The organism is Erwinia sp. S43, assembly GCF_016624745.1.
In the GTDB taxonomy this organism is placed as follows: Bacteria; Pseudomonadota; Gammaproteobacteria; order Enterobacterales; family Enterobacteriaceae; genus Erwinia; species Erwinia coffeiphila.
Genome location: NZ_JACVTX010000020.1, coordinates 67,284 through 91,768, shown reverse-complemented (window position 1 = coordinate 91,768; position 24,485 = coordinate 67,284). Strand labels below are relative to the sequence as shown.

General features: G+C 54.0%; 26 protein-coding genes. 11 read left to right on the top strand and 15 right to left on the bottom strand.

Annotated elements, in window-relative coordinates:
* Positions 1-119: 119 nt before the first annotated feature.
* Positions 120-884, bottom strand: coding sequence for a GntR family transcriptional regulator (locus tag IBT47_RS19830; RefSeq protein ID WP_200562404.1), 765 nt, complete (start codon positions 882-884; stop codon positions 120-122).
* A 227-nt stretch (positions 885-1,111) separates the two neighbouring features.
* Here IBT47_RS19830 and IBT47_RS19825 point away from each other — a divergent pair, with 227 nt between their 5' ends.
* From IBT47_RS19825 to IBT47_RS19815, 3 genes are read left to right on the top strand one after another with little or no spacing between them, the layout of a single operon-like run.
* Positions 1,112-1,897 carry an ABC transporter substrate-binding protein gene (locus IBT47_RS19825; protein ID WP_200547115.1) on the top strand — a complete coding sequence of 262 codons (786 nt, stop codon included), beginning with the start codon at positions 1,112-1,114 and terminating at the stop codon, positions 1,895-1,897.
* Positions 1,898-1,901: 4 nt separating this feature from the next.
* A complete protein-coding gene (locus IBT47_RS19820) occupies positions 1,902-2,876 on the top strand; it encodes an SIS domain-containing protein (protein WP_200562402.1) in 975 nt (324 codons plus the stop codon).
* Between the two features lie 12 nt (positions 2,877-2,888).
* On the top strand, positions 2,889-3,701 hold the full coding sequence (locus IBT47_RS19815; RefSeq protein WP_200562400.1) for a PfkB family carbohydrate kinase: 813 nt from the start codon (positions 2,889-2,891) through the stop codon (positions 3,699-3,701).
* Positions 3,702-3,875: 174 nt separating this feature from the next.
* On the opposite strand, the gene sorE is transcribed toward IBT47_RS19815, so the two are convergent.
* The 7 genes from sorE to IBT47_RS19780 form a co-directional block, all read right to left on the bottom strand.
* Positions 3,876-5,105, bottom strand: coding sequence for an L-sorbose 1-phosphate reductase (gene sorE / locus IBT47_RS19810; RefSeq protein ID WP_105593029.1), 1,230 nt, complete (start codon positions 5,103-5,105; stop codon positions 3,876-3,878).
* 49 nt (positions 5,106-5,154) lie between these two features.
* Positions 5,155-5,979 carry a PTS system mannose/fructose/sorbose family transporter subunit IID gene (locus IBT47_RS19805; RefSeq protein ID WP_200562398.1) on the bottom strand — a complete coding sequence of 275 codons (825 nt, stop codon included), beginning with the start codon at positions 5,977-5,979 and terminating at the stop codon, positions 5,155-5,157.
* 11 nt (positions 5,980-5,990) lie between these two features.
* Positions 5,991-6,788: a PTS mannose/fructose/sorbose transporter subunit IIC gene (locus IBT47_RS19800; RefSeq protein ID WP_200547122.1), complete on the bottom strand. Its 798-nt coding sequence runs from the start codon at positions 6,786-6,788 to the stop codon at positions 5,991-5,993.
* 65 nt (positions 6,789-6,853) lie between these two features.
* A complete protein-coding gene (locus IBT47_RS19795; RefSeq protein WP_105593031.1) occupies positions 6,854-7,348 on the bottom strand; it encodes a mannose/fructose/sorbose PTS transporter subunit IIB in 495 nt (164 codons plus the stop codon).
* Entirely contained in the window at positions 7,348-7,755 is a 408-nt protein-coding gene (locus IBT47_RS19790) for a mannose/fructose/sorbose PTS transporter subunit IIA (protein WP_200562395.1), read from the bottom strand. Before IBT47_RS19790 ends, IBT47_RS19795 begins: the two co-directional genes overlap by 1 nt.
* Positions 7,756-7,765: 10 nt before the next feature.
* On the bottom strand, positions 7,766-8,569 hold the full coding sequence (locus tag IBT47_RS19785) for an SDR family oxidoreductase (protein WP_200562393.1): 804 nt from the start codon (positions 8,567-8,569) through the stop codon (positions 7,766-7,768).
* 70 nt (positions 8,570-8,639) lie between these two features.
* The gene (locus IBT47_RS19780; RefSeq protein ID WP_200562427.1) at positions 8,640-9,587 is read right to left on the bottom strand and encodes a sugar-binding transcriptional regulator; all 948 of its coding nucleotides are present in this window, start codon (positions 9,585-9,587) and stop codon (positions 8,640-8,642) included.
* Between the two features lie 493 nt (positions 9,588-10,080).
* Between IBT47_RS19780 and IBT47_RS19775 the strand changes: the two genes are divergently transcribed.
* Entirely contained in the window at positions 10,081-10,377 is a 297-nt protein-coding gene (locus IBT47_RS19775) for a helix-turn-helix transcriptional regulator (RefSeq protein ID WP_200562390.1), read from the top strand.
* 4 nt (positions 10,378-10,381) lie between these two features.
* Positions 10,382-11,707, top strand: coding sequence for a type II toxin-antitoxin system HipA family toxin (locus tag IBT47_RS19770; protein WP_200562387.1), 1,326 nt, complete (start codon positions 10,382-10,384; stop codon positions 11,705-11,707).
* A 12-nt stretch (positions 11,708-11,719) separates the two neighbouring features.
* On the opposite strand, the gene IBT47_RS19765 is transcribed toward IBT47_RS19770, so the two are convergent.
* Together IBT47_RS19765 and IBT47_RS19760 are read right to left on the bottom strand one after the other, a co-directional pair.
* Positions 11,720-12,157, bottom strand: coding sequence for a DUF4186 domain-containing protein (locus tag IBT47_RS19765; RefSeq protein WP_200562384.1), 438 nt, complete (start codon positions 12,155-12,157; stop codon positions 11,720-11,722).
* A gap of 40 nt (positions 12,158-12,197) precedes the next feature.
* Positions 12,198-13,112, bottom strand: coding sequence for a LysR family transcriptional regulator (locus IBT47_RS19760; protein ID WP_200562381.1), 915 nt, complete (start codon positions 13,110-13,112; stop codon positions 12,198-12,200).
* A gap of 109 nt (positions 13,113-13,221) precedes the next feature.
* On the opposite strand from IBT47_RS19760, the gene IBT47_RS19755 reads away from it, so the two are divergent.
* A complete protein-coding gene (locus IBT47_RS19755; protein ID WP_200562378.1) occupies positions 13,222-14,541 on the top strand; it encodes a nucleobase:cation symporter-2 family protein in 1,320 nt (439 codons plus the stop codon).
* Complete coding sequence (locus tag IBT47_RS19750) at positions 14,538-15,014, top strand: nucleoside deaminase (RefSeq protein ID WP_200562374.1); 477 nt, start codon at positions 14,538-14,540, stop codon at positions 15,012-15,014. The genes IBT47_RS19755 and IBT47_RS19750 overlap by 4 nt, the downstream gene beginning before the upstream one ends.
* A 22-nt stretch (positions 15,015-15,036) precedes the next feature.
* Here IBT47_RS19750 and rsxA read toward each other — a convergent pair whose 3' ends face one another.
* Entirely contained in the window at positions 15,037-15,618 is a 582-nt protein-coding gene (gene rsxA, locus IBT47_RS19745; RefSeq protein WP_200562372.1) for an electron transport complex subunit RsxA, read from the bottom strand.
* 290 nt (positions 15,619-15,908) lie between these two features.
* Here rsxA and IBT47_RS19740 point away from each other — a divergent pair, with 290 nt between their 5' ends.
* Complete coding sequence (locus IBT47_RS19740; RefSeq protein WP_200562369.1) at positions 15,909-16,496, top strand: TIGR00730 family Rossman fold protein; 588 nt, start codon at positions 15,909-15,911, stop codon at positions 16,494-16,496.
* Entirely contained in the window at positions 16,489-16,899 is a 411-nt protein-coding gene (locus IBT47_RS19735) for an NUDIX domain-containing protein (RefSeq protein WP_200562366.1), read from the top strand. The genes IBT47_RS19740 and IBT47_RS19735 overlap by 8 nt, the downstream gene beginning before the upstream one ends.
* 202 nt (positions 16,900-17,101) lie before the next feature.
* Here IBT47_RS19735 and IBT47_RS19730 read toward each other — a convergent pair whose 3' ends face one another.
* The 4 genes from IBT47_RS19730 to IBT47_RS19715 are packed head-to-tail and all read right to left on the bottom strand — an operon-like array spanning position 17,102 to position 20,964.
* On the bottom strand, positions 17,102-18,043 hold the full coding sequence (locus IBT47_RS19730) for a sugar phosphate isomerase/epimerase (protein WP_200562362.1): 942 nt from the start codon (positions 18,041-18,043) through the stop codon (positions 17,102-17,104).
* Positions 18,044-18,064: 21 nt separating this feature from the next.
* Positions 18,065-18,493, bottom strand: a complete 429-nt coding sequence (locus tag IBT47_RS19725; RefSeq protein WP_200562359.1) for a PTS sugar transporter subunit IIA — start codon at positions 18,491-18,493, stop codon at positions 18,065-18,067.
* Between the two features lie 24 nt (positions 18,494-18,517).
* A complete protein-coding gene (locus IBT47_RS19720; RefSeq protein WP_200562356.1) occupies positions 18,518-19,531 on the bottom strand; it encodes a Gfo/Idh/MocA family protein in 1,014 nt (337 codons plus the stop codon).
* Positions 19,532-19,554: 23 nt separating this feature from the next.
* A complete protein-coding gene (locus IBT47_RS19715; RefSeq protein ID WP_105593051.1) occupies positions 19,555-20,964 on the bottom strand; it encodes a sugar porter family MFS transporter in 1,410 nt (469 codons plus the stop codon).
* A gap of 707 nt (positions 20,965-21,671) precedes the next feature.
* On the opposite strand from IBT47_RS19715, the gene IBT47_RS19710 reads away from it, so the two are divergent.
* Together IBT47_RS19710 and IBT47_RS19705 are read left to right on the top strand one after the other, a co-directional pair.
* Positions 21,672-22,541, top strand: a complete 870-nt coding sequence (locus IBT47_RS19710; RefSeq protein WP_200562354.1) for an AraC family transcriptional regulator — start codon at positions 21,672-21,674, stop codon at positions 22,539-22,541.
* Positions 22,542-22,769: 228 nt separating this feature from the next.
* Positions 22,770-24,485: a ShlB/FhaC/HecB family hemolysin secretion/activation protein gene (locus IBT47_RS19705; RefSeq protein WP_200562352.1), complete on the top strand. Its 1,716-nt coding sequence runs from the start codon at positions 22,770-22,772 to the stop codon at positions 24,483-24,485.

Below are 24,485 nucleotides of genomic sequence, written 5' to 3'. Positions count from 1 at the left end.
GCGCAGCGGCGCGAGGACGCCCGACCGGGGGCACAACCAGCCAGCGCCAACCTCAGACATTGCTAATAACGCAACACAAATCTCGGGTAGTGCCTGTCTGCGACGTTCATTCAGGTACTTCAAACCGCCGGAGCATCCACCTCATTTAATCCCCCGTTAATACGAAAAGCCACCCGCTGCGGATGATTCACCGAAACCAGATACTCAATTGGCCGACGCTGCCGGTCGTAAATCACCCCGCGATACACCAGCGCCGGGCTCTCCGGCTTCGCCTGCAACAGCTGATGTTCCTCTTCGTTCATCGCCGCAGCGCGAAGCGTTCCTTCATCGTACACATCCTGAATCTGGTAGCGTTCGGCCAGCAGGCGATACAGCGATCCAGCTTCTTCCAGCATTTCGGCACTGAGATCCACGACCCGCGCCCGGGGTAAATAGCTGGTTTCCAGACAGAAAGGTTGCCCGTCGGCCAGACGCAGGCGTTTGATCATCACCACTTCGTCGCCCTCTGCAATATGCAGCAGGCGCGCAATACGGGCGCTGGCGGTGGATATATGGAAATAGATCAGCTGGCTGCTGGGAACGGCGCCGTTAAGCTCAAGGATCTTACCGATCCCCAATGCAGGCTGTAGCGGTCGTTCAATGGGGGTATCCAGCAGCCAGGTGCCCTGATTGCCCCGGCGCTCCAGCACACCTTCCTCAACCAGCTCCGCCAGCAGTTTGCGCACGGTCATCCGGCTGAGGGACAGTAGCTCACACAGCTCGCGTTCGGCGGGGATCTGATCGCCGCTGTTGAAATCGGGGGAATGGAGGATCTCCAGCAGCCGCTTACGTGCCTCAAGATAGCTTTTTCTGGGCTTCCTGGTCTGCTTTTCAGATGTGCTCATGGTCTGTTTAGCTCTGATGTTGAAAATGAAACAGGTTGAATATCAAGATATTGTTTTAGTGAACTAAATGCGTTTAATTGAAGCGACAAACTGCACAAATAATAACATACCATCCGGATTTTTTTGGTATTTAATCAACAATAATTGTTGCTATATAAAGCACTAAAAGCGTATATCAATACTCATGGTATGTTTTTTGGTATAAATGCAACACCAGGGGAACAGCTATGAGAATAAAAACAACTATCGCAGTACTGGCAGCCGCTCTCGCTCTGTCAGCAAGTGTCCACTCGGCAACGGCTGCGGATCAGATCCGTTTCGGCATCGATCCCACCTTCCCGCCGTTTGAATCAAAAAATGCCAGCGGTCAGCTGGTTGGCTTTGATATCGATCTCGGCAATGCCATCTGTGCGGAGATGAAAGTGGAATGCACCTGGGTTCAGAACAGCTTTGACGGGCTGATCCCGGCGCTACAGGCCAAGAAATTTGATGCGATTCTCTCGTCCTTATCGATCACCGAAGAGCGTAAGAAAGCGATCGCTTTCAGCAACAAGCTGTTCAACACGCCGGCATTCCTGATCGCTGCGAAGAACAGCTCGCTGCATCCCACGGCGGAATCGCTGAAGGGCAAGCGTATTGGCGTGCAGCAGGGATCGGTGTTTGAAACCTACGCTAACCAATACTGGCGTAGTGCGGGCGTGGAAGTCATTACCTATCCAGATGCGGAATCGGTGTATGCCGATCTGATCAACGGTCGCCTTGACGGCACGCTGGACGACGCGGTGGTGATTACCGAAGCGCTGCTCAACAAGCCACAGGGGCAAAGCTTCACGCTTATCCAGCCGCAGGTCAAAGACGATACGATCTTCGGACCCGGCACCGGTATCGGTCTGCGCCTGAAGGATCAGGTGCTGCTGGCCCGTTTTAACCAGGCTATCGATACCATCCGCGCTAACGGAACTTACGATCGTTTAGCGAAAAAATACTTTAATTTCAACATCTACGGTGAGTAACGCCATGCAGACCCAAACCATTATTGCCTCCCTGATGAGCAGCCATTTCCAGACAACTCCGCTGCGTCAGATTTTCCTGGTGGCCTGCGGTGGCTCGCTGGTGGATATGTATCCCTCTCACTATTTCCTCAGCGAGCAGAGTGACATCCTGCGTTCGTGGATGATGACCGCCAATGAGTTCGTTTACGCCACGCCGAAAGCGCTGGGGGCATCATCGCTGGTTATCGTCTGCTCGCACGGCGGTAACACGCCGGAATCCGTCGCGGCGGCGAAGCTGGCGAAAGCGCGCGGTGCGGCAACGGTAACGCTGACTCACAATGCGGAAGCGCAGCTGTTGCAGTGGGCCGACCATAACCTGCTGTACCAGTGGGGAGATGACACGCCGGTGACCGATAATCCAATGGCGCTGATCCTCAGCTTGTGTGTCGATGTGCTGCGCCAGGTGGAGGATTATGCCGGATGGCAGGATTTCCAGCAGGGCTTCGCGCAGATCGATGCGGTGATCCGCCAGGGCCGGACGCAGGTGGCCGATCGCTGTACGGATTTTGCGGAACGTTACCAGCATGATTCCCTGTTTTACGTGCTTTCCAGCGGCGCGTCTTACGGCCATGCCTATGGCTTTGCCATCTGCTCGCTGATGGAGATGCAGCGTGTTGATGCCGCCTCCATCCACAGCGGCGAGTTTTTCCACGGCCCGTTTGAAGTCACCGACAATCACGTGCCGTTTATTCTGCTGATGAACGAAGGCCGTACGCGTGAACTCGACCAGCGCGCGCTGTCATTCCTGAACCGTTACAACGATAAAACCGTGGTAGTGGATGCCCGGGAGCTGGGCCTGAACACGCTGCCCGCGTCGGTAGTGGACTACTTTAACCCGGTACTGTTTTACAGCATCATGTGCGACTACCGCGCGGCGCTGGCCGATATCCGTCAGCATCCGCTTTCAACCCGTCGTTACATGGGCGTCGTGGACTACTAAGGGCAGCGTAAGATGAAAGTGATTGGCGTGGGCGACAACGTTGTCGATAAATATGAGCACCGGCGCGTGCGTTACCCCGGCGGCAATGCGCTGAACTTCAGCGTCTATGCCGCGATGCTGGGGGCGGAGTCTGCCTATCTGGGGATTTTTGGTGATGATAATGCGGCGGAGCACGTGCAGCGTGCGCTGGCCGCGCGCAGTATTGATACACGCTACTGCCGCCAGGTGGCGGGGGAAAATGGCTATGCGCGTCTGACCATCCAACAGGGTGAGCGGGTGTTTCTTGATTCCAATCTTGGCGGCGTGCGGCAGACAGAATCGATGGCGTTTATTTTGCCGCATCGCGACTGGCTGCATGATTTTTCGTTGATCCACACCAGCAGCTACAGCTATATCGATGAACAGCTGCCCGAGCTGGCGCAGCTCCCCGGCTGGCTGAGCTATGATTTCTCGGATGATTTCGTAACCGAACAGGCGCTGCCGCTCTGCCGCTGGCTGGACGCGGCATTTTTCTCCTGTGCGGATCGTTCACTTGAGGAAACGCGCGAACTGCTGGTTAAGGTGGTTGAAGCCGGGAGCCGCTACGCGATTGCCACGCGCGGTGCTGAAGGTGCGCTGCTGTTCGACGGCAAAAACTGGTATCAGCAGGCACCGGAAGCGGTTACGCCAGTTGATACGCTCGGCGCGGGAGATGCATTTATCACCGCCTTTCTGCTGAGTTTCCGCCAGCAGGGGGATATTGCGGCAGCACTGCACGCCGGAGCGCAGTTCGCGGCGAAAATCTGCCTGCTGGAAGGTGCTTTTGGTGACGGGGAAGTTTACTGAGGGTTCACCAGAAGAAAGCCGGAATTCATTTTTCAGGCAACACTGAAGTCAGAAAGTAGGCTGGCTGTGCCCCCGACCGGGGGCACAACCCGCCAGCGCTAACTCCGGGCATTACAACCATTCGTTCATGCAGATAGCGAAGCACTCATCTAATCCAGCCCGAAGCTGCAACCATCACCCCACATTAATATCCTCAGCGTGCGCCAGCAGATACTGCTCCGCCTCGCCGGACCAAATCCCATGATGCCGCTCCAGAATCGCCGCCAGCTCAGGATCGGCAATCTTACCCAGCGGCGTCAGCGGCAGTGATTTACCGGTGTACACCAGCTTTTTCCCGCCGCCCACCGCAGGCAGATCCAGCGTCGTTTCCCCGGCCGCATTCAGCCCCAGAATATGAGTCACGATCTTCGCAGCATTCACTTTCTTCGCCTGCATCAGCTCAACGGCGGCACGCATATCGTCGGTATTACCGCCGGAAGTACCGACGTAGTGGGTAAAGGCATAGTGCACATCGTAGAAATTAACCGGCGCGCTGAAGGCCTTATCCTGCGGGCCGGCGAAGAAATTAACGCAGCCGTCCGGGGCCAGCAGCGAAGAGGAGAGGGTCAGCAGATGCTCCTTCGGAACGAAAACGAAAATATCGTCGAAGCCCTTGCCGTCGGTCAGCGCCATCAGCGTATCGTAATCGGCCTCGTTGCCGTCGATATAATGCAGTTCGGTCTGCGGCTCTGAATGATAGTGCTGGCGCGCATAGCTCATCTTCGGCTTGTTGGTATCGGTGACGACCAGCAGCGACGGGTTGATCGGGCCGTGCAGGGCATAGTCGATAGCCAGCAGCCCCATCGGGCCGGTGCCGCCGAGGATCAGCGTGCGGCCCTGCGGGCGAATGCCCATCACGTGGTTATAGGTCCCTTCCTGCAGGTGATAGTTGGCGTTAAACGCGCCGATCACGCAGGAAAGCGGCTCGACCATCGATCCTTCAAACCAGGTATCGCCCTCCCAGGAGAGCAGACAATCCTGCTCCATCACCTCGTTGGGGATCACCACGTGAGTCGCGCCACCGCCGATCCACGGGAATGAATAGCCCGGGCAGTCGGGGCGATCCGGCAGTTGCAGGTTGGCCTGGATCACGTAGCGCTGCCCGGCGTGGAATTTATGCTGCCACTTCTTGCCGACCGCGAGGATCTCGCCGCAGAACTCGTGGCCGATAATGATCGGATTAGTTGCCACATCGTCCGGCACCTTTTTGTGGTCCGCGCCCAGATTGGCCTCTTTCCAGGAAGAGAGGCACAGGCTGTCCGTCACCACGCGGGCCAGAATTTCATCGTCCTGCATCTCCGGCAGCTCAAAGGTTTCCAGGCGCAGATCGCGTTTGCCGTACAGGCGTAAAGCTGTTGTTTTCATAAACCACCTCATTGTTTAGTGTGCCCCGCCAGCGATGCGGGGCGGAAAATCAGGACAGGAAGCCCAGCGCGTTGCCGACAATCCCTAAGCCAAACAGGGCGAAGATCAGCCACACCGGGTTAATTTTTTTGTTGAGCAGGCGCACCATCAGCAGCGTCAGGCCCAGCGCCAGCAGGCCGGGGCAGAGCTGATCGAGGATGTTCTGTACGGTAGTCGTCACCGTGCTGCCGTCCGGGCCGGGCGTTTGGGAAACGATCACCGGCACGCTGATGCTGGTCCATTTGGTTACCAGCACCCCCATCACAAACAGGCCGAGGATCGATGCTCCTTCGGTCAGTTTTTGCAGCAGGTTACCGCCCATATCGCTGACGATGTTGACCCCTTTACGGAAGCCCCAGGTCAGGCCGTACCACTTCAGTGCCAGGCGCACCGCATTGAAAATAAAGAAGAACAGCAGCGGGCCGAGGATATTGCCGGACAGCGCCAGCGAGGCACCCAGCGCGGCGGTGATCGGGCGCAGCGTGCCCCACACCAGCGGGTCGCCGACCCCGGCCAGCGGCCCCATCAGTCCCACTTTGATACCGTTAATTGCCCCGTCATCAATATCGGCACCGTTGGCGCGTGCTTCTTCCATCGCCACCGTCACGCCAATCACCGGCCCGCAGACCGCAGGCGTGGTATTAAAGAACACCAGGTGCCGCTTCAGCGCCGCGACCTGATCTTCCTTCAGCGGGTACAGGCGCTTGATGGCGGGAACCATGTCGTAGCAGAATCCCAGCCCGTGAATACGTTCGAAGTTGAATGACGCCTGCTGCAGGTTCGAGCGCAGAAACATCTTAATCAGGTCGCCCTGGGTGATTTTTCTCTGTTCCATTGTGGTCACCATCAGTCATCAAGCTGGTCGAGGGAGGAGGAAGATGTGGTGGAAGCCTGAGGTTCGGCCTTGCGCCACTGCGGATTCAGCTGGATATAGATCAGCGCGATAATCACACCGACGCCGCCGAAGGCCAGCAGGCTGAAATTGAGGTAGCCGCCCGCGAGGAAGCCGAGGAAAAAGAAGGGCATCAGGTACTTCACGCCCATCATGCGTAGCACCATGGCGTAGCCGACCACCACGATAAAGCCTCCGGCGATTTGCAGGCCGCGGGTGACGAATTCCGGGATGGCGTTCAGCATATTGCTGACCATATCGGCGCTGACAAACATCGAAACAATCAGTGCCGGAACGGCCACGCGCAGCGCCTGAACGCCCAGCGCGGAAACGTGCAGCAGATCGATGGTGCCAAACTTCGCTTCCTCCGCGGCTTTGTCCGCCGCGTGCTGGAACACCACGGTAATAGTGCGGGCGAGCACCGTCAGCACCTGGCCCGCCGCGGCGACCGGCAGCGCAATAGCAATACCGGTGGCGATGCTTTGGTGGCCGACAATCACCAGAATGGCGGAGATGATGCTGGCCAGCGCGGAGTCAGGCGACTGCGCCGCGCCAACGTTCATCCAGCCGAGGGCGATAAGCTCCAGCGTGCCGCCGAGCATAATCCCGGTTTTTAAATCCCCAAGAATTAAGCCAATAACGGTACAGGCAATTAACGGACGGTGGGTCTGGAATTCATCCAGCACGCTGCCCATTCCGGCAATACAGGAAAAAATAAAAATAGCGATTATTTGTAGGGTACTTATTTCCATCGTTTTCACCATTGAAATATGACGGTACCTGCCTGTCACGGCATAAATACAGGCGCTGTTGTTTTTTATTCTGTGGCAGCGTGTTCTTTAATCTTGTCGAGGATATTTACCGATGGATCGGAAGCCACCACGCGTAAATCGAGTTTTACACCCAGCTTATCCAGTTCGGTGAAAGCCTGAATATCCTGCTCATCCAGAGAAACCGCTTTGGTTAACTGTTTTTTCCCCGGTCGCCATGCCATGCCGCCAATATTCAACGTGGCAATTTTTACGCCCTGTTTAACCATCGCCAGCGCATCCTGCGGATTGGTAAATAAATAGAAGACGGTTTCATTCTGATATTGTGGGTTGTGATAAACCGCGACTGCTTTTTCAATATTCACCACGTTCACTTTCATACCCGGCGGCGCGGCCTGGCGCAGCAGCGTGCGGCGGACTTCATCGTTAAATACGTCATCATTGCAGATAATAATGCGCTGGGCGTTGGCCACTTTCGACCAGACGGTGGTGACCTGGCCGTGGATCAGGCGGTCATCGATGCGGGCAAGCGTAATGTTCATTATAAATCCTCCTCAACGGTTTCCGGCAGCTGCCAGACGACGCAGCACTGACTGGCTATGGCCGTCAGGTGTTCACACAGGGCATCAACGTTCATTGCGTCCTGGTTATCCACCACTTCCAGCGCCAGAGGTAACGACAGGCCGCTGATGACCCTCAGTCGGGGATTGTGCATGGCCAGTGCTGCCGCCGCATTCCACGGGCTTCCGCACTGTAAATCCACGGCTATCAGCCACTCCTGTTCATTGTGAGCACTAACTAACTTTTCCAGTTTTGCGGTGATATCCCCGGCGTTCTCACCCGGGACAAATTCCACCGCCGTGGCGTTAACCTCGCCGTATACCATCCTCACGGAATCCAGTACGGCGCAGGCAAACTGGCCGTGGGCACAGAAAATAACGTTGACCATTTTTCTCTCCTTAACCGCGAGTTTTACCGCCAGCGATGTTAGTGGTCACTCCGGTTATATAGCTTGCACGCTCTGAAATAAGGTAACAGGTGAAGTCCGCGACTTCGCTCAGGCGGCCAGAGCGGCCGATCGGGATGGCATTTTTGCTGTAGCCGTCGCGCAGCTGCTGCACACTGATATTGCGCGTCCAGGCCAGCGCCTCTTCATATTCCGGGGTACGCAAACCGGTTTTCTCCAGAATGCCCGGCGCAACGCCCACTACGCGAATGCCGTGTTTGCCCAGCTCTTTTGCCCATGAGCGGGTAAAGCTGTTCAGCGCTGCCTTGGTTGCCGCATAGCAGCTCTGGCCTTCAGAACCTTCCAGCCCGCTTTCCGAAGAGACATTAACGATCACCCCTTCGCGCTGTTTGACCATCTGCCGCGCGACCGCCTGCGACATTAAGAACACGCCTTTTTGATTGATATTGACCATTTTCTCAAAGGCCGCTTCATTCAGTTCATAACGGCCCGCCGGTGCCTTTTCATCGACTAATAAACGCGGGAAGTTGACCCCGGCGTTATTGACCAGGCCATCAATGCGGCCAAATTTTTGAATGATATTTTCTACGCTTTGATTAACGTCAGTCGCGCTGGAAATATCGGTTGGCCAGAAATGATAATTCTCGCCGTTATGATACTTATCACCGCCGTGGATATCGGTCATCTGAACATTGGCACCCTGTGCCAGTAATTCATCGACGATTGATAAACCAATTCCCGATGCACCGCCGGTAACAATAATTATTTTCCCTTCCAGGTTTAACCATGTGTTCATTTCATGCCCCTCGTTTTTTAGATAAAGGGATTCCCCGCAGAAAAATCTGCGTGAAATCACGTTGTTATTTTTACTTCAGTAACGACTCGGCGGTTTCTTTATTCGTTATCAGACCATTAATATATTTACCGTGCAGCGCGCCAAGGATGCCTGCGTATTTGGCTTCCCCCATCGCAATGCCGATGCGATAGCGCGCCTGTTTTAGTTTTTCCATTTTTATCGACAGCGTTTTTTCATTCATATTGGTTTCAACCATTTCGCCGTCGATATCGTAAAAGCGCGAACAGATATCGCCGACCACGCTGCGGGCGTTGAGATCGTCACTCTCTTCGCTGCCGTAAAACGCGTGCCAGTTTGCTCCGTCGCGGATCGCCGGGGAGCCAATCCCCACCAGGGCGACATCCAGATTGTCCCAGTAGGAAGAGATGGTTTTAAAATGCTCGGACTGCATAATGCCGTTGCGAATCAGTGTGTTGTCCAGCAGTGCCGGGAAATCTGCCAGGTGAGACTCTGCCTTTAATTTCGCAGCGGCGTCGTAGGTCAGCGTATTCACGTGATAGCGGCTTTCCAGTTTGCCGGACGGGCCGCCGATAATCGGTACGCAAATCGTATGCCGCGACTGGCCGGCCTGCGGCAGATTGTCGACCAGTGCACGTAAGGCCCGGCCCCATGAAAAACCGACGATATCGCCCGGTTCCAGTAGTCTGTCTACCAGCTGCGCGCCGTGCTGGCCGATGATGTTCAACTGGTCGTCCTCCAACGGCGATTCACAGGAAGCGACCACCACCTCTTTCAGGCCGAATTTCTGTTTGAGCTGCTGTTCCAGCCACAGGTTTTCGTTGCAGTCGTAGTTGATGGCAATCGTCACGATGCCCTGATCCCGGCCGCGTTTCAGCAGGCGGCTAATCGTGGTGCGGTAGATCCCCAGTTCGCGGGCAATTTGTGCCTGCGTCATATCCTGCTCGTAATAGAGCTGGGCGATTTTTACAATCAGGCGGATATCGTCGCTGGTTTCCATCGTCATCCTCGGGTTTCTGCACATTTGTGCAAATCACGTTTTCGCTGTCCTGATCTGATATAACCCGATCGATGAACGACTTAAAAGTAATATTCACGTGTTTCAGGCCAGTTTTACGGAGCTTTGTCTTGCACATTTGTCTAATGATTAGGTGTTTTCCGGCACGTTTGTGCAGATGGCTCTAATTAATTGATTATGCTGTTTTTTGCCGGGCAAGTTTGCACGAGGTGGTGGTGGGCACTTTTGTGAAGAAAGGTGTAATGGATCACATTTAGTTCGGCAGGTAATGGTTTAGGCAATTTCTTCGCCATTTCAGGCGCGAGGCGGATAGTGACTTTTTACAGCTTACGAGCTGTTTATATTTATTACAACTTACAGGCTGTATCAGATTTTATACAGTCTTTAAGCTGTATTTTGCATTAACAGCCTATCGGGTGTAAAGTGGCAGGGCCGCTTATAGTTTGTACAGATTTAGAATGAGGGTCGAAACTCTATGAATACTGTTTATCCGTTGAAGACCCTGAATCAGCTGAGGCCGCTGCTGGTTGGTTTCCGTAAGGAAAAAGGGATGACGCAGAAGGATGTGTCAGAAAGGTTGGGTGTAACACAGCAAACCTATGCTCGCCTGGAAGCCAATCCTGCCAGCGCCAGCATCGAACGTCTGTATAAGGTGTTTACTGTGCTGGGCATTGAAATGGTGCTCTCTGCCGGACCTTATTCGCCGATGGTCACTGCTGCGAAGGAGCCAATGAAAGAAGTCTATTCGCCTGCCAGACAGGAGAAATGGTGAAACTATGCGGCGTACTCAGCAGCGTTTAGCTATCTGGATGAACGGCATTCATGTGGGGTTCTGGGAAAAGGTCAGGGGAGAAGATCGGCTGGAATATCTGCCTGAGTGGATTGATGACGAGTTGGGCAGGCCCCTGTCGCTTTCACTGCCTTTCACGCCGGGTAATCAACCCTGGCGTGGCAGTATTGTACGCGACTATTTTGATAATTTGCTGCCTGATAGCGAAGGGATCCGCAGGCGTTTAGCGATGCGTTATCAGGCTGAAAGTCTTGAGCCTTTCGATCTTCTGGCTGAGCTGGGAAGGGACTGTGTTGGTGCGATACAGTTACTGAATGCAGGTGAGCATCCCAGTAATTTATTCTCAGTGAACTGCCGCCCGCTTTCTGAAGCTGAAGTTGCCGCTGTACTGCGCGATACCACGACAGGGTTGCCAGGACGGCAGTCTGAACCTGGCGATTTGCGTTTATCTATCGCCGGTGCTCAGGAAAAAACGGCCCTTCTTTGGCAGAATGGACAGTGGTGCCTGCCTGAAGGCAACACACCGACCACCCATATATTCAAGCTGCCACTAGGGCTGGTCGGTAATATGCAGGCAGACATGAGTACCTCCGTGGAAAATGAATGGCTGTGCTCTCTGATCCTTGAAAGTTATGGTATCCCTGTCGCAAAAACGCATATTGCGCAGTTTGAAGAGCAGAAAGTGTTGAGCGTTGAGCGCTTTGACCGGAGGTGGTCGCAGGATCGTCAATGGATCGTTCGTCTACCCCAGGAGGATCTGTGCCAGGCCCTGGGGGTTTCACCGCTGAAGAAATATCAGGCGGATGGCGGTCCGGGAATTTCCGATATTATGGCCATCCTGAATCATTCAGAGCGGGCGGCGCGTGACAGGGAACAGTTCTTTAAAGTGCAGATTATTTTCTGGCTACTGGCCGCGACGGATGGGCATGCAAAGAATTTCAGCATTACGCTTGAACCGCAAAACAGATATGAGCTGACGCCTCTTTATGATGTTCTATCCGCATGGCCGGTGATCGGCTCGGCACGGGGTCAGCTTGCCTGGAGGAAATGCAAGCTGGCCATGGCTGTTCGCGGTAGCGGTAACTATTACGAGCTTTTTCGGATCCAGCGGCGACACTGGCTTAATCATGGAGAATTAGTTGGGCTGGATAGCCAATACATTGACTCAATGATCGATGAACTTATCGGAATGACGCCGGAAGTGATTGAAAAAGTGACCGCTTTGTTGCCAGACTCATTTCCTGCTGAAATCGCCGAGGCTATTTTTGTGGGCATGCGACAGCAGTGCGGAAGACTGGCCCAGAACACATAAAATCCGACGCGCTCACAGTAAATCCATCTGCCCGCCATCTTCCTGATATTTTTTAACGACTTTCCCTGTTTTCCTGATTTTTTCCGGCGGAGCAGGCCGCTGCATCTCATGGTTAATCCAGTGCAGAATAACCTCGCAGACCCACTGCTGCTGCCGTTCACTCATCGTTTGATGCTGAGGGATATCATGCCATTTACTCAGGCATCCACGGCAGCAGGTGGCGGTGGCGTGCTGGGCGATAAACACCGGATGGCCGCACATCGGCGTCTGTTTTCCGTCATTGGCCGGTTCTGCCGGTGCCAGTCGGGCACGGACAAACTCTGCGGTATGCTGCTCGACCAGCGCCCGGCCTTTCTCCTGGCAATAGCGATATTCCGCGCTGCCCAAATGAAAGCGCTGACGAAACGGGGAGCGGGCAAGCCGCTGGAAGAGGTGATCGATCGTGTTCATAGCCGGGTCGTTTCAGGATTAATTCGTCGGATTGCCATGCTTATAAAGTCGTTCGGTTGCCACTGTTATCGTGCTCGAAAATTTTGTGCTGAATGATGCGATTTCGCAGCCAGTTAAGCGAATTGCCCACGTTCTTTTTCTTCGACCAGAGCAAATCGACGCCAACCACCCAGTCCGTATGAGGATATTCCTGCTGGCGCAGTTCGACAAGCGTACCTTCGCTAAGCTCTTTCTGAACAAACAGGCGCGGCAGAGATGCCCACCCCAATCCCGCGATGGCAGCGGCAATCATGGCGTTATAACTTTCTACGCGCCAAAGCATCGGACTGCCAAGATATTCTGTAGTCGCAATATGCTGTTCCTGGAGGCCAAAAGTGATATGCCGCCAGCGATGCAGATCTGTAAATGAGACGGGGCTTTGATTCACCAGTGGGTGTGAGGCACTGACGACATGAACCATAATTAATTTTCCCAGTTGAATAAACTGGAGCCGATCGCTATCAATACGCCGGGAGAGGACAATTCCCGCATCAACTTCTCCACGGCTCACCAGGCCCGCAACATCGCCATGATGGGGTTCTCGGATATGGATATCAACCTGGGGAAATGTCATAGCAAATTCATATAAAACAGGCGCAATTGTTGGGTAAGGTACTTCAATCGCCAGGGTGATGCAGGCCTCAGTCTGAATGTTGTAATCCGCCACCCTTTGTTCAAGGACGTTGCATTGTTCGAGTACGGTTTTTATATACTCCCGCAATACCGTTCCTTCCCCGGTTAATGTGACCTGGCGGGGAGAACGCTCAAATAAGCGGACATTAAATTCATCCTCAAGATTACTCATTGCCATGTTCACCGCCGACTGCGACCGCTTCATATTTCGCGCGGCGGCAGAAAATGAACCCGATCGGGCAACCTGCTCGAACACCATAAGCTGTTCCAATGAATACTTCATATTAGCCCCGAGATTTCAATAAAACTGAAAGCAGCTAACTAACTTATATCATGTTTACCCACATATAGTTGGCCATCTCTTTCCTTTGCGAGTTCATTAGGGGATTAACATGGCTAATGTTGTAGACAACCAGAACACCGCTGACCCGCTGACAATAAAACGTATTGCGTCTCTGGGGATTCAGCATGTTTTAGTGATGTATGCCGGTACGGTTACCGTACCGCTGATTCTGGCGGCCGTGCTGAAATTGAGCAGCAGCCAGACGATTACGTTGATCAACGCCTGCCTGCTGACTTCGGGTCTGGCAACGCTTTTGCAGGCAGTGGGTATTGGGCGTTTCGGCAGTCGTTTACCTTTAATCCAGGGATGCTCTTTTATCGTACTGGCTCCGATGATTATGATTGGGCAACAATACGGTATTGCTACTATCTTCGGATCGGTGATTGCCTGCGGCCTGTTTACTATGGTGGCTGCGCCCTTTTTTAGCCGCCTGGTGCGTTTTTTCCCGCCGCTGGTTATTGGCTGCGTGATCTCTCTGATTGGCATTTCCCTTATGCCTGCCGCAGCGATATGGCTGGGAGGAGGGAACCCTGACGCCCCTGATTTTGCACAGCCGCAAAATTTGCTACTCGGTTTTTCCACCCTCGCTATCACTCTGTTGTTTTATTGCAATACCCGTGGAGTGATGCGCAACTTCAGTATCCTGTTCGGCCTGCTCATCGGCACTTTAATTGCCTGGCTGTGCAACATGACTCACTTCAGTACCGTAGCCGAGGCTCCCTGGGTCGGTTTTAGCCTGCCGTTTGCCTTTGGTAGTCCACAATTTTCTATCGCACCGATCGTGGTGCTGTGTCTGTCAATGCTGATAGTGATGACCGAGACGACGGGCAATATTTTGATGATAGATAAACTCATCGGGCAGCCAACGACGTCACGGCGTCTGGCCGATGCGATTCGTGCCGACGGACTGTCCACCATGCTTGGCGGTTGCCTGAATAGTTTTCCCTATAACGCCTTCTCACAAAATGCGGGCCTGCTGATGTTGACCAAAGTCACCAGCCGAAGCGTGCTAATGGCGGCTGGTCTTATCCTGGTGCTGATGGGGCTGTTTCCAAAACTCGGCGCTATTGTGGCGTTAATCCCGAATCCGGTACTCGGTGGGGTGGCTGTTTTAATGTTTGGCATGACCCTGGCGGCGGGTGTTCAGGAGTTGAAAAATGTTGATTTTGGCGATGAGAAAAACGTCCTGATTGTCTCCGTCTCTATTGCGATCGGCGTGCTGCCGGTGGCATTTCCTGCCCTTTTCCAGCACTTACCGGCGTCAATAAGGCTGTTTATGAGCAGTGGGATTTTTATCGGTGGATTCACCGCCGTGCTTCTCAATTCGTTACTTCATCGGCGCGCGCTTAAAACGGAGGTTTCACTGTGATTACCCCTGATGATATTCAGTTTCTCCGATTATCTAATGAGGTGGGCCGCCGGGCTATCGCATTGGGTCGACATCCCTTCGGTGCCGTGCTGGTTGCCCCTGATGGCAGCACCGTATTATTAACGCAGTGCAACATTGATACGGTTAATCACGCTGAATCGACGCTGGCCAGAATTGCTGCCAGCAACTACCCAGCGGAATATCTCTGGCGATGTACGCTTTATACGGCCGTCGAGCCCTGTTGTATGTGTGCTGGCACGATCTACTGGGCGAACATCGGTAAAGTGGTTTATGGCATGAGCGAGGATAAGCTGCTGGCCTGCACGGGTGGGCACCTGGAAAATCCAACGATGAGCATCCCGGCTTCCTATATCTTTAGCCATGGGCAGAAAGACATCGTGCTTCTTGGCCCGGTTGCCGAGGTCGAGGATGAAACGCTGGCCTTGCAGCGTGAATTCTGGCTGGCGCGGTAATCACAGCGAGCGGCTCGCGTTCTTACGCCTCCGCCAGCCCGATAAAGCCCATAAACGCCAGCGACATCAGACCGGCGGTAATCAGCGAAATAGGTGCGCCTTTGAAGGGGGCGGGGGTTTCAGCGTGTTCCAGTCGTTCACGAATCGCGGCAAACAGCACCATCACCAGCGAGAAACCCACCGCCGCGCTGAAGCCGTAAAATGCGGCATGCAGGAAGCCGTGCTGATGGTTGGTGCTCAGCAGAGGAACGGCGAGTACGGCACAGTTAGTGGTGATCAGCGGCAGGAAAATGCCCAACAGGCGGTAGAGCGCCGGGCTGGTTTTGCGGATAACCAGCTCGGTAAACTGCACGACAACCGCGCTGGCGGTAATGTAAACCAGCACCCGCAGATAGGTCAGTTCCAGCGGCACCAGGATCAGATGATTGGCGAGCCATGACAGCACCGCCACCAGGGTCAGTACGAAAGTGGTTGCCAGACCCATGCCGATGGCCATTTCCATCTTCTTCGATGAGCCCATAAACGGGCAAAGCCCGAGAAACTTTACCAGCACAAAATTGTTAACCAGCACGGTGCCAATAAAAAGTAAAAAGTATTCCGCCACGGGCTCTTCCCCTGAGAAAAGGGGAAGTATCACCCAAACAGGAATCGTTCTCAATTGTCATTTTTGTAAAGTTAAGTACACCACAGCCTCAGATCGTTTGGGCTTCATTCTCTTCAGGCATCCTCGATTCTGACAGGATTGCAGAGCCAAACGGACTAACGCTACGGGGGCGCATCGGGATAAAAAAGCCACGTTCCGTGACCATTTCTGGCGGGGATAATCGCTCCCGCGTATCCTGTGAGCCAATGGCAGTTGCCCTATTTGAACAGAACGATTCCGAAGGAAAAAAGATGAATTCAATCGGCATTTTTTGCGGTTCAGCTGAAGGATGTTCCCCAGAGTATATGAATGCAGCGCGCGCCACGGGCCAGCTGCTGGCGCAAAAGGATATCGCCGTGGTTTATGGCGGTGGCCGGGTGGGGCTGATGGGCGCGGTCGCGGATTCTGCCCTGCAGCACGGCGGACGTGTGACCGGAGTGATCCCTCATGCGCTGTTTGAGCGAGAAATTGGCCATACCGGGCTGACCGAGCTGGTGGTGGTGGAAAATATGCACCAGCGCAAGCAGCGGATGGCCGAGCTGTCCTCCGGGTTTATCGCGCTGCCAGGCGGGGCCGGTACGATGGAAGAGATCTTCGAACAGTGGACGTGGGCGCAGCTCGGTATGCATCACAAACCCTGCGCATTTCTGGATGTGAACGGTTTCTACCAGCCGCTGAAAGCGATGATTGAGCGCATGGCCGCTGAAGGATTTATCAGGCAGAGCTATATCGATATGCTGCTGTTTTCCGACAGCCTGGTGGAAATTATCGACTACTTTAACGACTACACGCCGCCGGCAACCAAGTGGGCTTCGCCAGTAGGGAGCCAGCATGGTTGATAAGAAGAAGATCCATATTGCCGCTGCGGTGATCGTCGACGATGCCGGGCGTCTGCTGCTGGTGCGCAAGCGTAACACGTCCTACTTTATGCAGCCGGGCGGTAAGCTGGATGCCGGAGAGTCGCCGGAATCCGCGCTGATCCGCGAACTTCAGGAAGAGCTTGATTTGGTGATTACGCCGGGCGATCTGACCCCGCTGGGGCAGTTTACTGACGTGGCCGCCAACGAGCCGGATCATCTGCTGGTCGCCGATATTTTCCGTATTCAAAACGTGAGCGGAGAGCTGCAGCCTGCGGCGGAGATCGAAGAGGTGAAATGGGTGTCTGCGGCAGAGTTCGACAGCCTGATGCTGGCACCACTGACTGCGAAGCAGATTATCCCGCTGGTTTATGCCCCGGTCTGATAATTGTCTGGCTGATGGCTAAAAGGTCAGGGCTGATAGCGGGTGGCAGGGGATCGGTCTGAAGGTTGGCAGGTGGCGTGAAAAGGCGTGCAGACCGCGCCGAGTTTACGATCTGTTGAGGGTAACGGCATCGCCGCAGCCATGTCGTTACCCCTATCAATTAGGCTTTGAAGCCTGAGCCTGAGCCTGAGCCTGAGCCGATTTAGCGGCTCAGCGTGGCGTTCAGCGCATCAATCGACGTCTGTAATCCCGCTTCCACGCTCATGGTCAGATCTTCCATCTCCAGCGACACGTAGCCGTCGTAGCCGGTCATCCGCAGCACCGAGAAGAACTCCTTCCACCACAGCAGATCCTTGCCGCAGCCCACCGCCACGTAGTTCCAGGTGCGGGTTTTGGTATTGGTCACCGGCTGATACTCCATCAGGCCGTCAACGTCCGCCAGGCCGCGCTCGATGCGGGCATCTTTACCGTGAACGTGGAAGATCGCGCCTTCCAGCTTGCGTGCCGCTGCGATCGGGTCTGCGCCCATAGCAATCAGATGCGAAGGATCGAGGTTCATACCGATCATCTCATCCACTTCGTTACGCAGGCGCAGCAGCGTGGACGGGTTGTACACCAGCTGGCACGGGAACTCTTCAATGGCGATCTTCTCGATCCCGTGCTGCTTCGCGTGCTGTACGAATTTTTTCCACCATGGGATTGCCACTTCATTCCACTGGTAGTCGATCACGCCAGGCATGTAATCAGGCCAGGAGATGGTCGAGGTGATCCAGTTCGGCACGCGATCTTCCGGTCCGCCGCCCGGCAGTCCGCTCATCATCACGATTTTTTTCACGCCTAGCTTGCCCGCCAGCTCAATGGCGCGATAGCTGCTTTGAGTGTGCTTCTCGCCCAGCTCGCCCGGAGCCAGCGGGTTGCCGGAACAGTTCAGCGCCACGATTTCGATATCGCGCTTAGCCAGCTCAGCCTGGAACTGGTGCAGCTTTTCCGGCGAGCCCAGCAGCTCTTCGGTTTTCACATGCGGGCACGGCGACCAGCCGCCAGCGGTCATTTCCACGCCGGAAATGCCGTAACCTTTCACTTTATCCAGCATATCCGGGAAGGAAAGATCGGCCAGAACATCGGTACATAATGCGAGTTTCATGCTACATCCTTAATAAAAAGATTAATGCTGTTCAAACTGGTCAATAAATTCACGTTTAGTTTTGGCGCTGGCGAGGATTAACGTATTGGCATCATCCCCCAGCATATCGGCAATATCCGCCAGTACCTGAACGTGTTCATTTTTCGTTGCCGCCACGGCCACCATAATAAAGACCACCTGACCGGCTCCCCAGCTGACGCCGTTTGGAAACTGGAAAATCAGGAAGCCGGTTTTTTTGACCAGATCGATATGTTCTTTGGCACAGTGTGGAAAGGAGATGCCCGCGCCAATCCAGGTCGAGACGTCTTTTTCCCGCTTCAGCATCGCCTCAAAAAAGCCGGGCTTAACGTAGCCCGCTTTTTCCAGCTCATCCGCAGCGATTTTAATTGCCCCGGTTTTATTCGCGGCCTGGCAATCCAGATAAATAACCTCTTCAGACAATTTCAACATGGCGTTCTCCTGACACTGACTGTGTTATGCCAAATAAAGAGCAGGGCACTCTGGAATAGTGACATCGTGTTTCTGGCCATCTTTCAGCGATGCCAGACCGGCATCACACACCAGTGCAACAACATAGCCATCCCACGATGACGGACCGGTCATGGCGCTGCCGCGGGAAATATTGTCGACAAAGTTCTGCACTTCACGGTCGTAAGCGGTGGCGAAGCGCTCCATGCAGGACTGGGAAATATGGCGGCTGACGCCGTTGGGGGAGCGGGTGTAAATCAGCGCCTGCTCGGTCAGGCCGCTGATGGCGTTCTCACCGATCACTTCACAGCGAATGTCGTAGCCGTAGTTGCAGTTAACGAACAGCTCGTCATCAATGCGCACGCCGGACTCGGTTTCGAAAATCACAATCAGCGGGTCCTGCAGATGCGGATACGCCCGGCTGGTTTTCTTACGTGGTTTATCCACGCGCACCGAGACGATATTTTCATTCAGCAGATAGCGAATAATGTCGATTTCGTGGGTGGCCGAGTCGTTGACCGCCATTTCCAGCGTATAGCTTTCCGGGACCGACGGATTACGGTGCGCGCAGTGGATCAGCATGATCTCACCCAGCTCACCGCTGGCGATGGTCTGCTTCAGGGCCTGATAGCCCGGGTCAAAGCGGCGCATAAAGCCCAGCTGCAGCAGGCGCTTACCGGCCGCGACTTCGGCGGCGATAATTTCCTGCGATTCATCTGCGGTTGGCGTTAGCGGCTTCTCGCAAAATACCGGCTTGCCGGCTTTAAACGCGGAGAGGATCTGCGCTTTATGCACCGGGCCAATCGAGCAAATAAATATGGCATCAACCTGGTCTGAGTTAATCAGCTCGTCGGCATCATAAAACGCCGTGGCGTGATATTCGGCGGCAACGGCATCGGCGGCTGCACGGTTAATATCACAGACTGCGGTAACCTGCGCGCCGGTAATGACATTGTTAAAACGCTGAAGATGGTCGCGGCCGATCATACCCAGGCCAATTAAACCGATTTTTACCGTCATTTTATTTCCCTTACATCTTTAAGTTAAAAACGAAACTTTTTCTCGATTTGTTCTAACGTCAGCCCGCGCGTTTCCGGCAGATATTTCACCAGCAGAACCAGCATGACGATATTCGTGGCAGCGAAGAAGCCGAAGGTCATTCCGCCGCCGTACTGGCTGAGCAGGACCGGGAAAATAAGCTGGATAATAAAGTCGAAGATCCACAGGCCGAATACCGCAAAGCCCATTCCCACCCCGCGCATCCGCAGCGGATAGATTTCTGCCAGCATCAGCCAGAACACCGGGGCAATCCAACCCTGCATAAAGACCAGGAACACCAACATTAAGCCGAGAATGATGTAGCTGGCGCCGTCGAAGTTCGCGTGAAGCGTGTCAACGCCGTTGAGGGTTTCGGTGTGGAAGAAGACCTTAAAGGACAGGCCGATTAAGATCAGGCTGATGGTGACGCCCGCCTGACCGGTAAAGAACATTTTGCGCCGCGAGTGTTTGCCGATGAGTACCATTCCCAGCAGCGTTGCCAGTACCGATACCACGCCGTTGGCGACTGCGCCGGTAACCGCTGCCGCATCGCCAAGCCCGGTCGACTTCAGCACCGTCGGTGCGTAATACATAATGGTATTAATGCCGGTCACACGGGTGGCAAGGACGATCATTAAACCGATTAACAGCAGCTGTACCACCCAGCGCTTTTTCAGCTCTTCGAACAGATTAAACTTCACCGCATCGGCTTTAATGACCTGCTGGATCTCTCTGATTTCACGCTCAACTTCTTCCGGTGCGCGAAGGGTCTTTAATACGTTAATGGCTTTTTCGGTTTCGCCACGGCGCATAAAGAAGCGCGGCGATTCCGGCATCATTAACATGCCGATCCACAGCAGCGCGCCCGGCAATGCGGGGATAGCCAGCATAATGCGCCAGTTGTGGCCCATATCCGGATAAAGATTAACGATGGTGGCGTTGACGCTGTAGGCGAGGAACTGACCGGTCACAATCATCAGTTCGTTAACCGTCACCAGCCGCTCACGCTGATCGGCGCGCGCCAGCTCGGAGATGTAAATCGGCACCGTTACCGAGGCACAGCCGACCGCCAGACCCAGAATAAAGCGCGCCACAATCATTGAGGGCACATCCCAGGCAAAAGCCGTACCCAATGCGCCAAACATAAAGATAGCGGCAACCCACAGCAGGTTTTTGCGTCGCCCCTGTTTATCGGAAAGATAGCCGCCAAATAAAGAGCCTAACGCCGCACCGAACAGCAGGAATGAGGTAATAAAGCCTTCTTCTGCAGGCGTCAGATTTAAATCATATTTCATAAAGATTAATGCGCCGGAAATAACCCCGGTGTCATAGCCGAAACACAGACCGCCTATCGTCGAGACGATAGTAATCATCCGCATCCGTTTATTATTTTGCAGGTTTGTAATATTAGACATAACTGTTCCATCTGGTTATAAGGTAAAACAGGGACGAGCCGATATTATCGATTAGGTTATGATTAATTAATTTTTATAGCGCAAAGCCGGCGCTAAATATTCAGTCACCCTTTCTGAATGTGAAAGACAGAGTGGGAATCTAATTTTCACCGGTTGTTACGTAGTGAAAGTGCTGTCGTTGAGGTTACGTTACATCAAAGTGAAAATAAAAAACCATGAGGGCGAAAAGATAAGATTTAAGAACGTGCCGGAGATCATAAAATACGCATAATATTGCGTGTTTTGAGTGATATTAATCACATTAACCATTGTCATGATTGACAAAGCAAGAATGAAGATGTGCCGAAATTGATGTTTCGAAATTCACTTTAATACATATGCCGTTTTGATGATTTTTAATTATTTCCGCGTTCCACCGGATAAAGTGGGGGATTTTTGAGCGACAGATCGTCAGCGATTTTTCTCTATTTACACGTTTGTATTAAAAATGACTCACTCCGGTGTGATTTATGAACAGATTTAAAATGTGACGGCGATCATGTTTCCTTTTCTGCAAAATTAGCGATAGCAAATTTATACATTTCTGCCACTGGCGATTATTTTCAAAGCTTTTAAACTCAACAGGTTAAATAATCATAAAAAGCAAAAATGATGACTACTGCCGTCATTGATGATGCAAGAATAGCGGCACACCCACTGGAGACATCATGCAGATCTACTGCCTCAACCCACAGTCCTCTTCTCGCTTCTTTGAGCAGGGCACACGGCCAAAACTGGCCTTTGTCTGCAAGGCTGAAGGCATGGAGGCCGCCATTCCGCGCGTGATGCACCAGCATGATGACCGCTTCGAGCTGATGTTTATCGCTGAGGGCAGCGGCATTTACAACATTGACGGTCGCGGCTATCACGTGAAGCGCGGCGACATTCTGCTGTTTAACCACGGCATCCTGCATGATGAAAATCCCCATGCCTCAGACGATCTGCTGATTTTTAGCTGCGGAGTTGAACAGCTGAAGTTTGACGGGCTGCCGCTTAATTTCCTTACCGCCCGTTCGCAGGTTGCGGTCATGCCCAGCGGTGAGGCTTACACCGAGATTTGCGGAATGTTCGGACAGATGTGGCAGCACGTTAGCAGCAGAAGCGTATACGGGGAAGAAATCAGCCAGGCATTGCTCAGCGCACTGTTACTGCTGTGCCGCAGTATCTGGGTTGCCAATAAACAGGAAAAGGAAACCTCGGAATCGCTGCTGGGGCAGAGAATTAAAGATTACATCGACAGCCGCTACAAAAGTGATATTGCCCTTAAATCGATTACCGCTGCGCTAAATATGAACCAGTTTTATCTGGCACACGTATTCAAAGCCTATTCAGGCTATTCCCCTAAGCAGTATCAAACCCGACGGAGAATAGGCGAAGCGCAAACGCTACTGCTCAGTACCGATTTGGGCGTAACGGAAGTCGCTAATGCGGTGGGCTATGACAACGTGAATAACTTCCACCGCATCTTTCATAATCTTGTTGGCATACCGCCAGCCCGCTATAAAAAATTCTGGCTTACCGGTCAGATAAAATCCTGATTTTTAATATTCAACTGGAAAGTGGATTAAATCATTCCGGTACAGTCTGAATATTTTATCAATTTAATTTGCATTTTCTCCTGTGGCTCCAATAGTATTGTCGCCCGACATATTATTTTACGGTTTGCAGTATTTTGAACAGGCACCTTAATACGATCGTAGCCTGCTTTCTGGTTTGGAAAGCGAAAGGCGAGGTGCCGTCATGGATGACAACGCAAGGAGCAGGGAATGCGCCAGGACTGCGCTCAGGGTTTATTACGTCTTATCCGGTGGGGATGGCTTGGCCTGTCCGTCGCCGTCACGCCGGTATTGGCTTCACTCAACAGCCCCGCGCGGGAAGCCGCCTCGATAGATGCGCAGGAACAGCTACGCCAGCAGGAGCGCGAGCGCGTGCTGCGCGAGGAAAATACCCCGCACCCCGATACCCGGCTGCGCCGCCCGGATGTGGCTCTGCCCGATTATCCGCAAAATGAGTCTCCCTGCTTTATTATCAACAGCCTGCGCCTGACCGGGGATTCCGCCGATCGTTTTGGCTGGGCGCTAAATGCCGCAAAGGGAGCAAAAGGGCGCTGTCTCGGTAGCCAGGGTATCGTGCTGACGATAAACAAGGTACAGAACGCCATTCTGGCCGCAGGCTATGTCACTACGCGAGTGATGGCGCAGGAGCAGGATCTGACGACCGGCGTGCTGACTCTGACGCTGCAGCCGGGCCGTATCGGCCAGGTCCGCTTTGACGATACCGTTTCGTGGCGCGGTCGGCTGTGGAATGCCATTCCGGTCTCCCCCGGTGAGATCCTTAACCTGCGTGATATCGAACAGGGGCTGGAGAACTTTAAACGCGTTCCCAGCGCCGCCGCCGATATTCAGATCGTTCCCGGTCAGCAGGATGCGACCAGCGATCTGCTGGTGAACTGGCAGGAAGGCCGCCCGGTACGTTTGAGCCTGGGGCTGGATGACAGCGGGTCGAAAAGCACCGGCCGCTACCTGGGATCGGCTACACTGGCTGTGGATGCTCCCTTTGCCCAGAACGACTTGTTCTACGTGAATGCGGGCAAAGACCTGTTTGAACACGGGCCGTTTGGCAACCATTCTCATGCCCTGAACTACTTTTTCCCGTTCGGCTACTGGGCGCTGTCGGCCAACTACAACAACTATACCTACCACCAGAATATCCCTAACGCCAACGAGGTGCTGACCTACAGCGGCAAAAGTAACAATGCCCAGCTGACCCTGTCGCGGCTGATTTTTCGTAATCAGTCGCACAAAACCACGCTGAATCTGCGCGGCTGGCGCAAGCGTTCCACCAATGCGGTCGACGGCATCAATATGGATCAACAGAGCCGCCGCACCGCCGGATGGGAAATTGGCGTTAATCAGCACAGCTACCTCGGCGACAGCACGCTGGATGCCAATATCAACTGGCATCGTGGTACGGGTGCATTGGGCGCGAAGCGCGCCCCGGAAGAACTCACCCACAGCGGCAGCGCCCGTACCGGCATCCTGCTGGCGGATCTCAGTCTTAATCAGCCTTTCGCACTGGCGGAACAGCCGTGGCGCTACTACACCGCGGTGCGCGGCCAGTGGAGCAGCAACGCACTGACGCCGCAGGAGCGCATGGCCATAGCCGGGCGCTATACGGTACGCGGCTTTGACGGCGAGCAGATGCTCTCCGGCGAGAAGGGATTTCTGTGGCGCAACGAGCTGGCGTGGAACGTGCTGGCACAGGGGCAGGAGCTGTACCTGGCTGCGGACTACGGGCGCGTAAACGGACCCGGTACCCGCTATCTGGTTGGACACCAGCTGGCGGGCAGCGCCCTTGGCGTGCGGGGATCGCTGTGGCAGCGGTTCAGCTACGACCTGTTTGCCGGCGTGCCGTTGTATAAAGCGGACAGCTTCCACACCTCAGGCGCTACGGCGGGTTTTAGCCTGAACCTGGAAATCTGA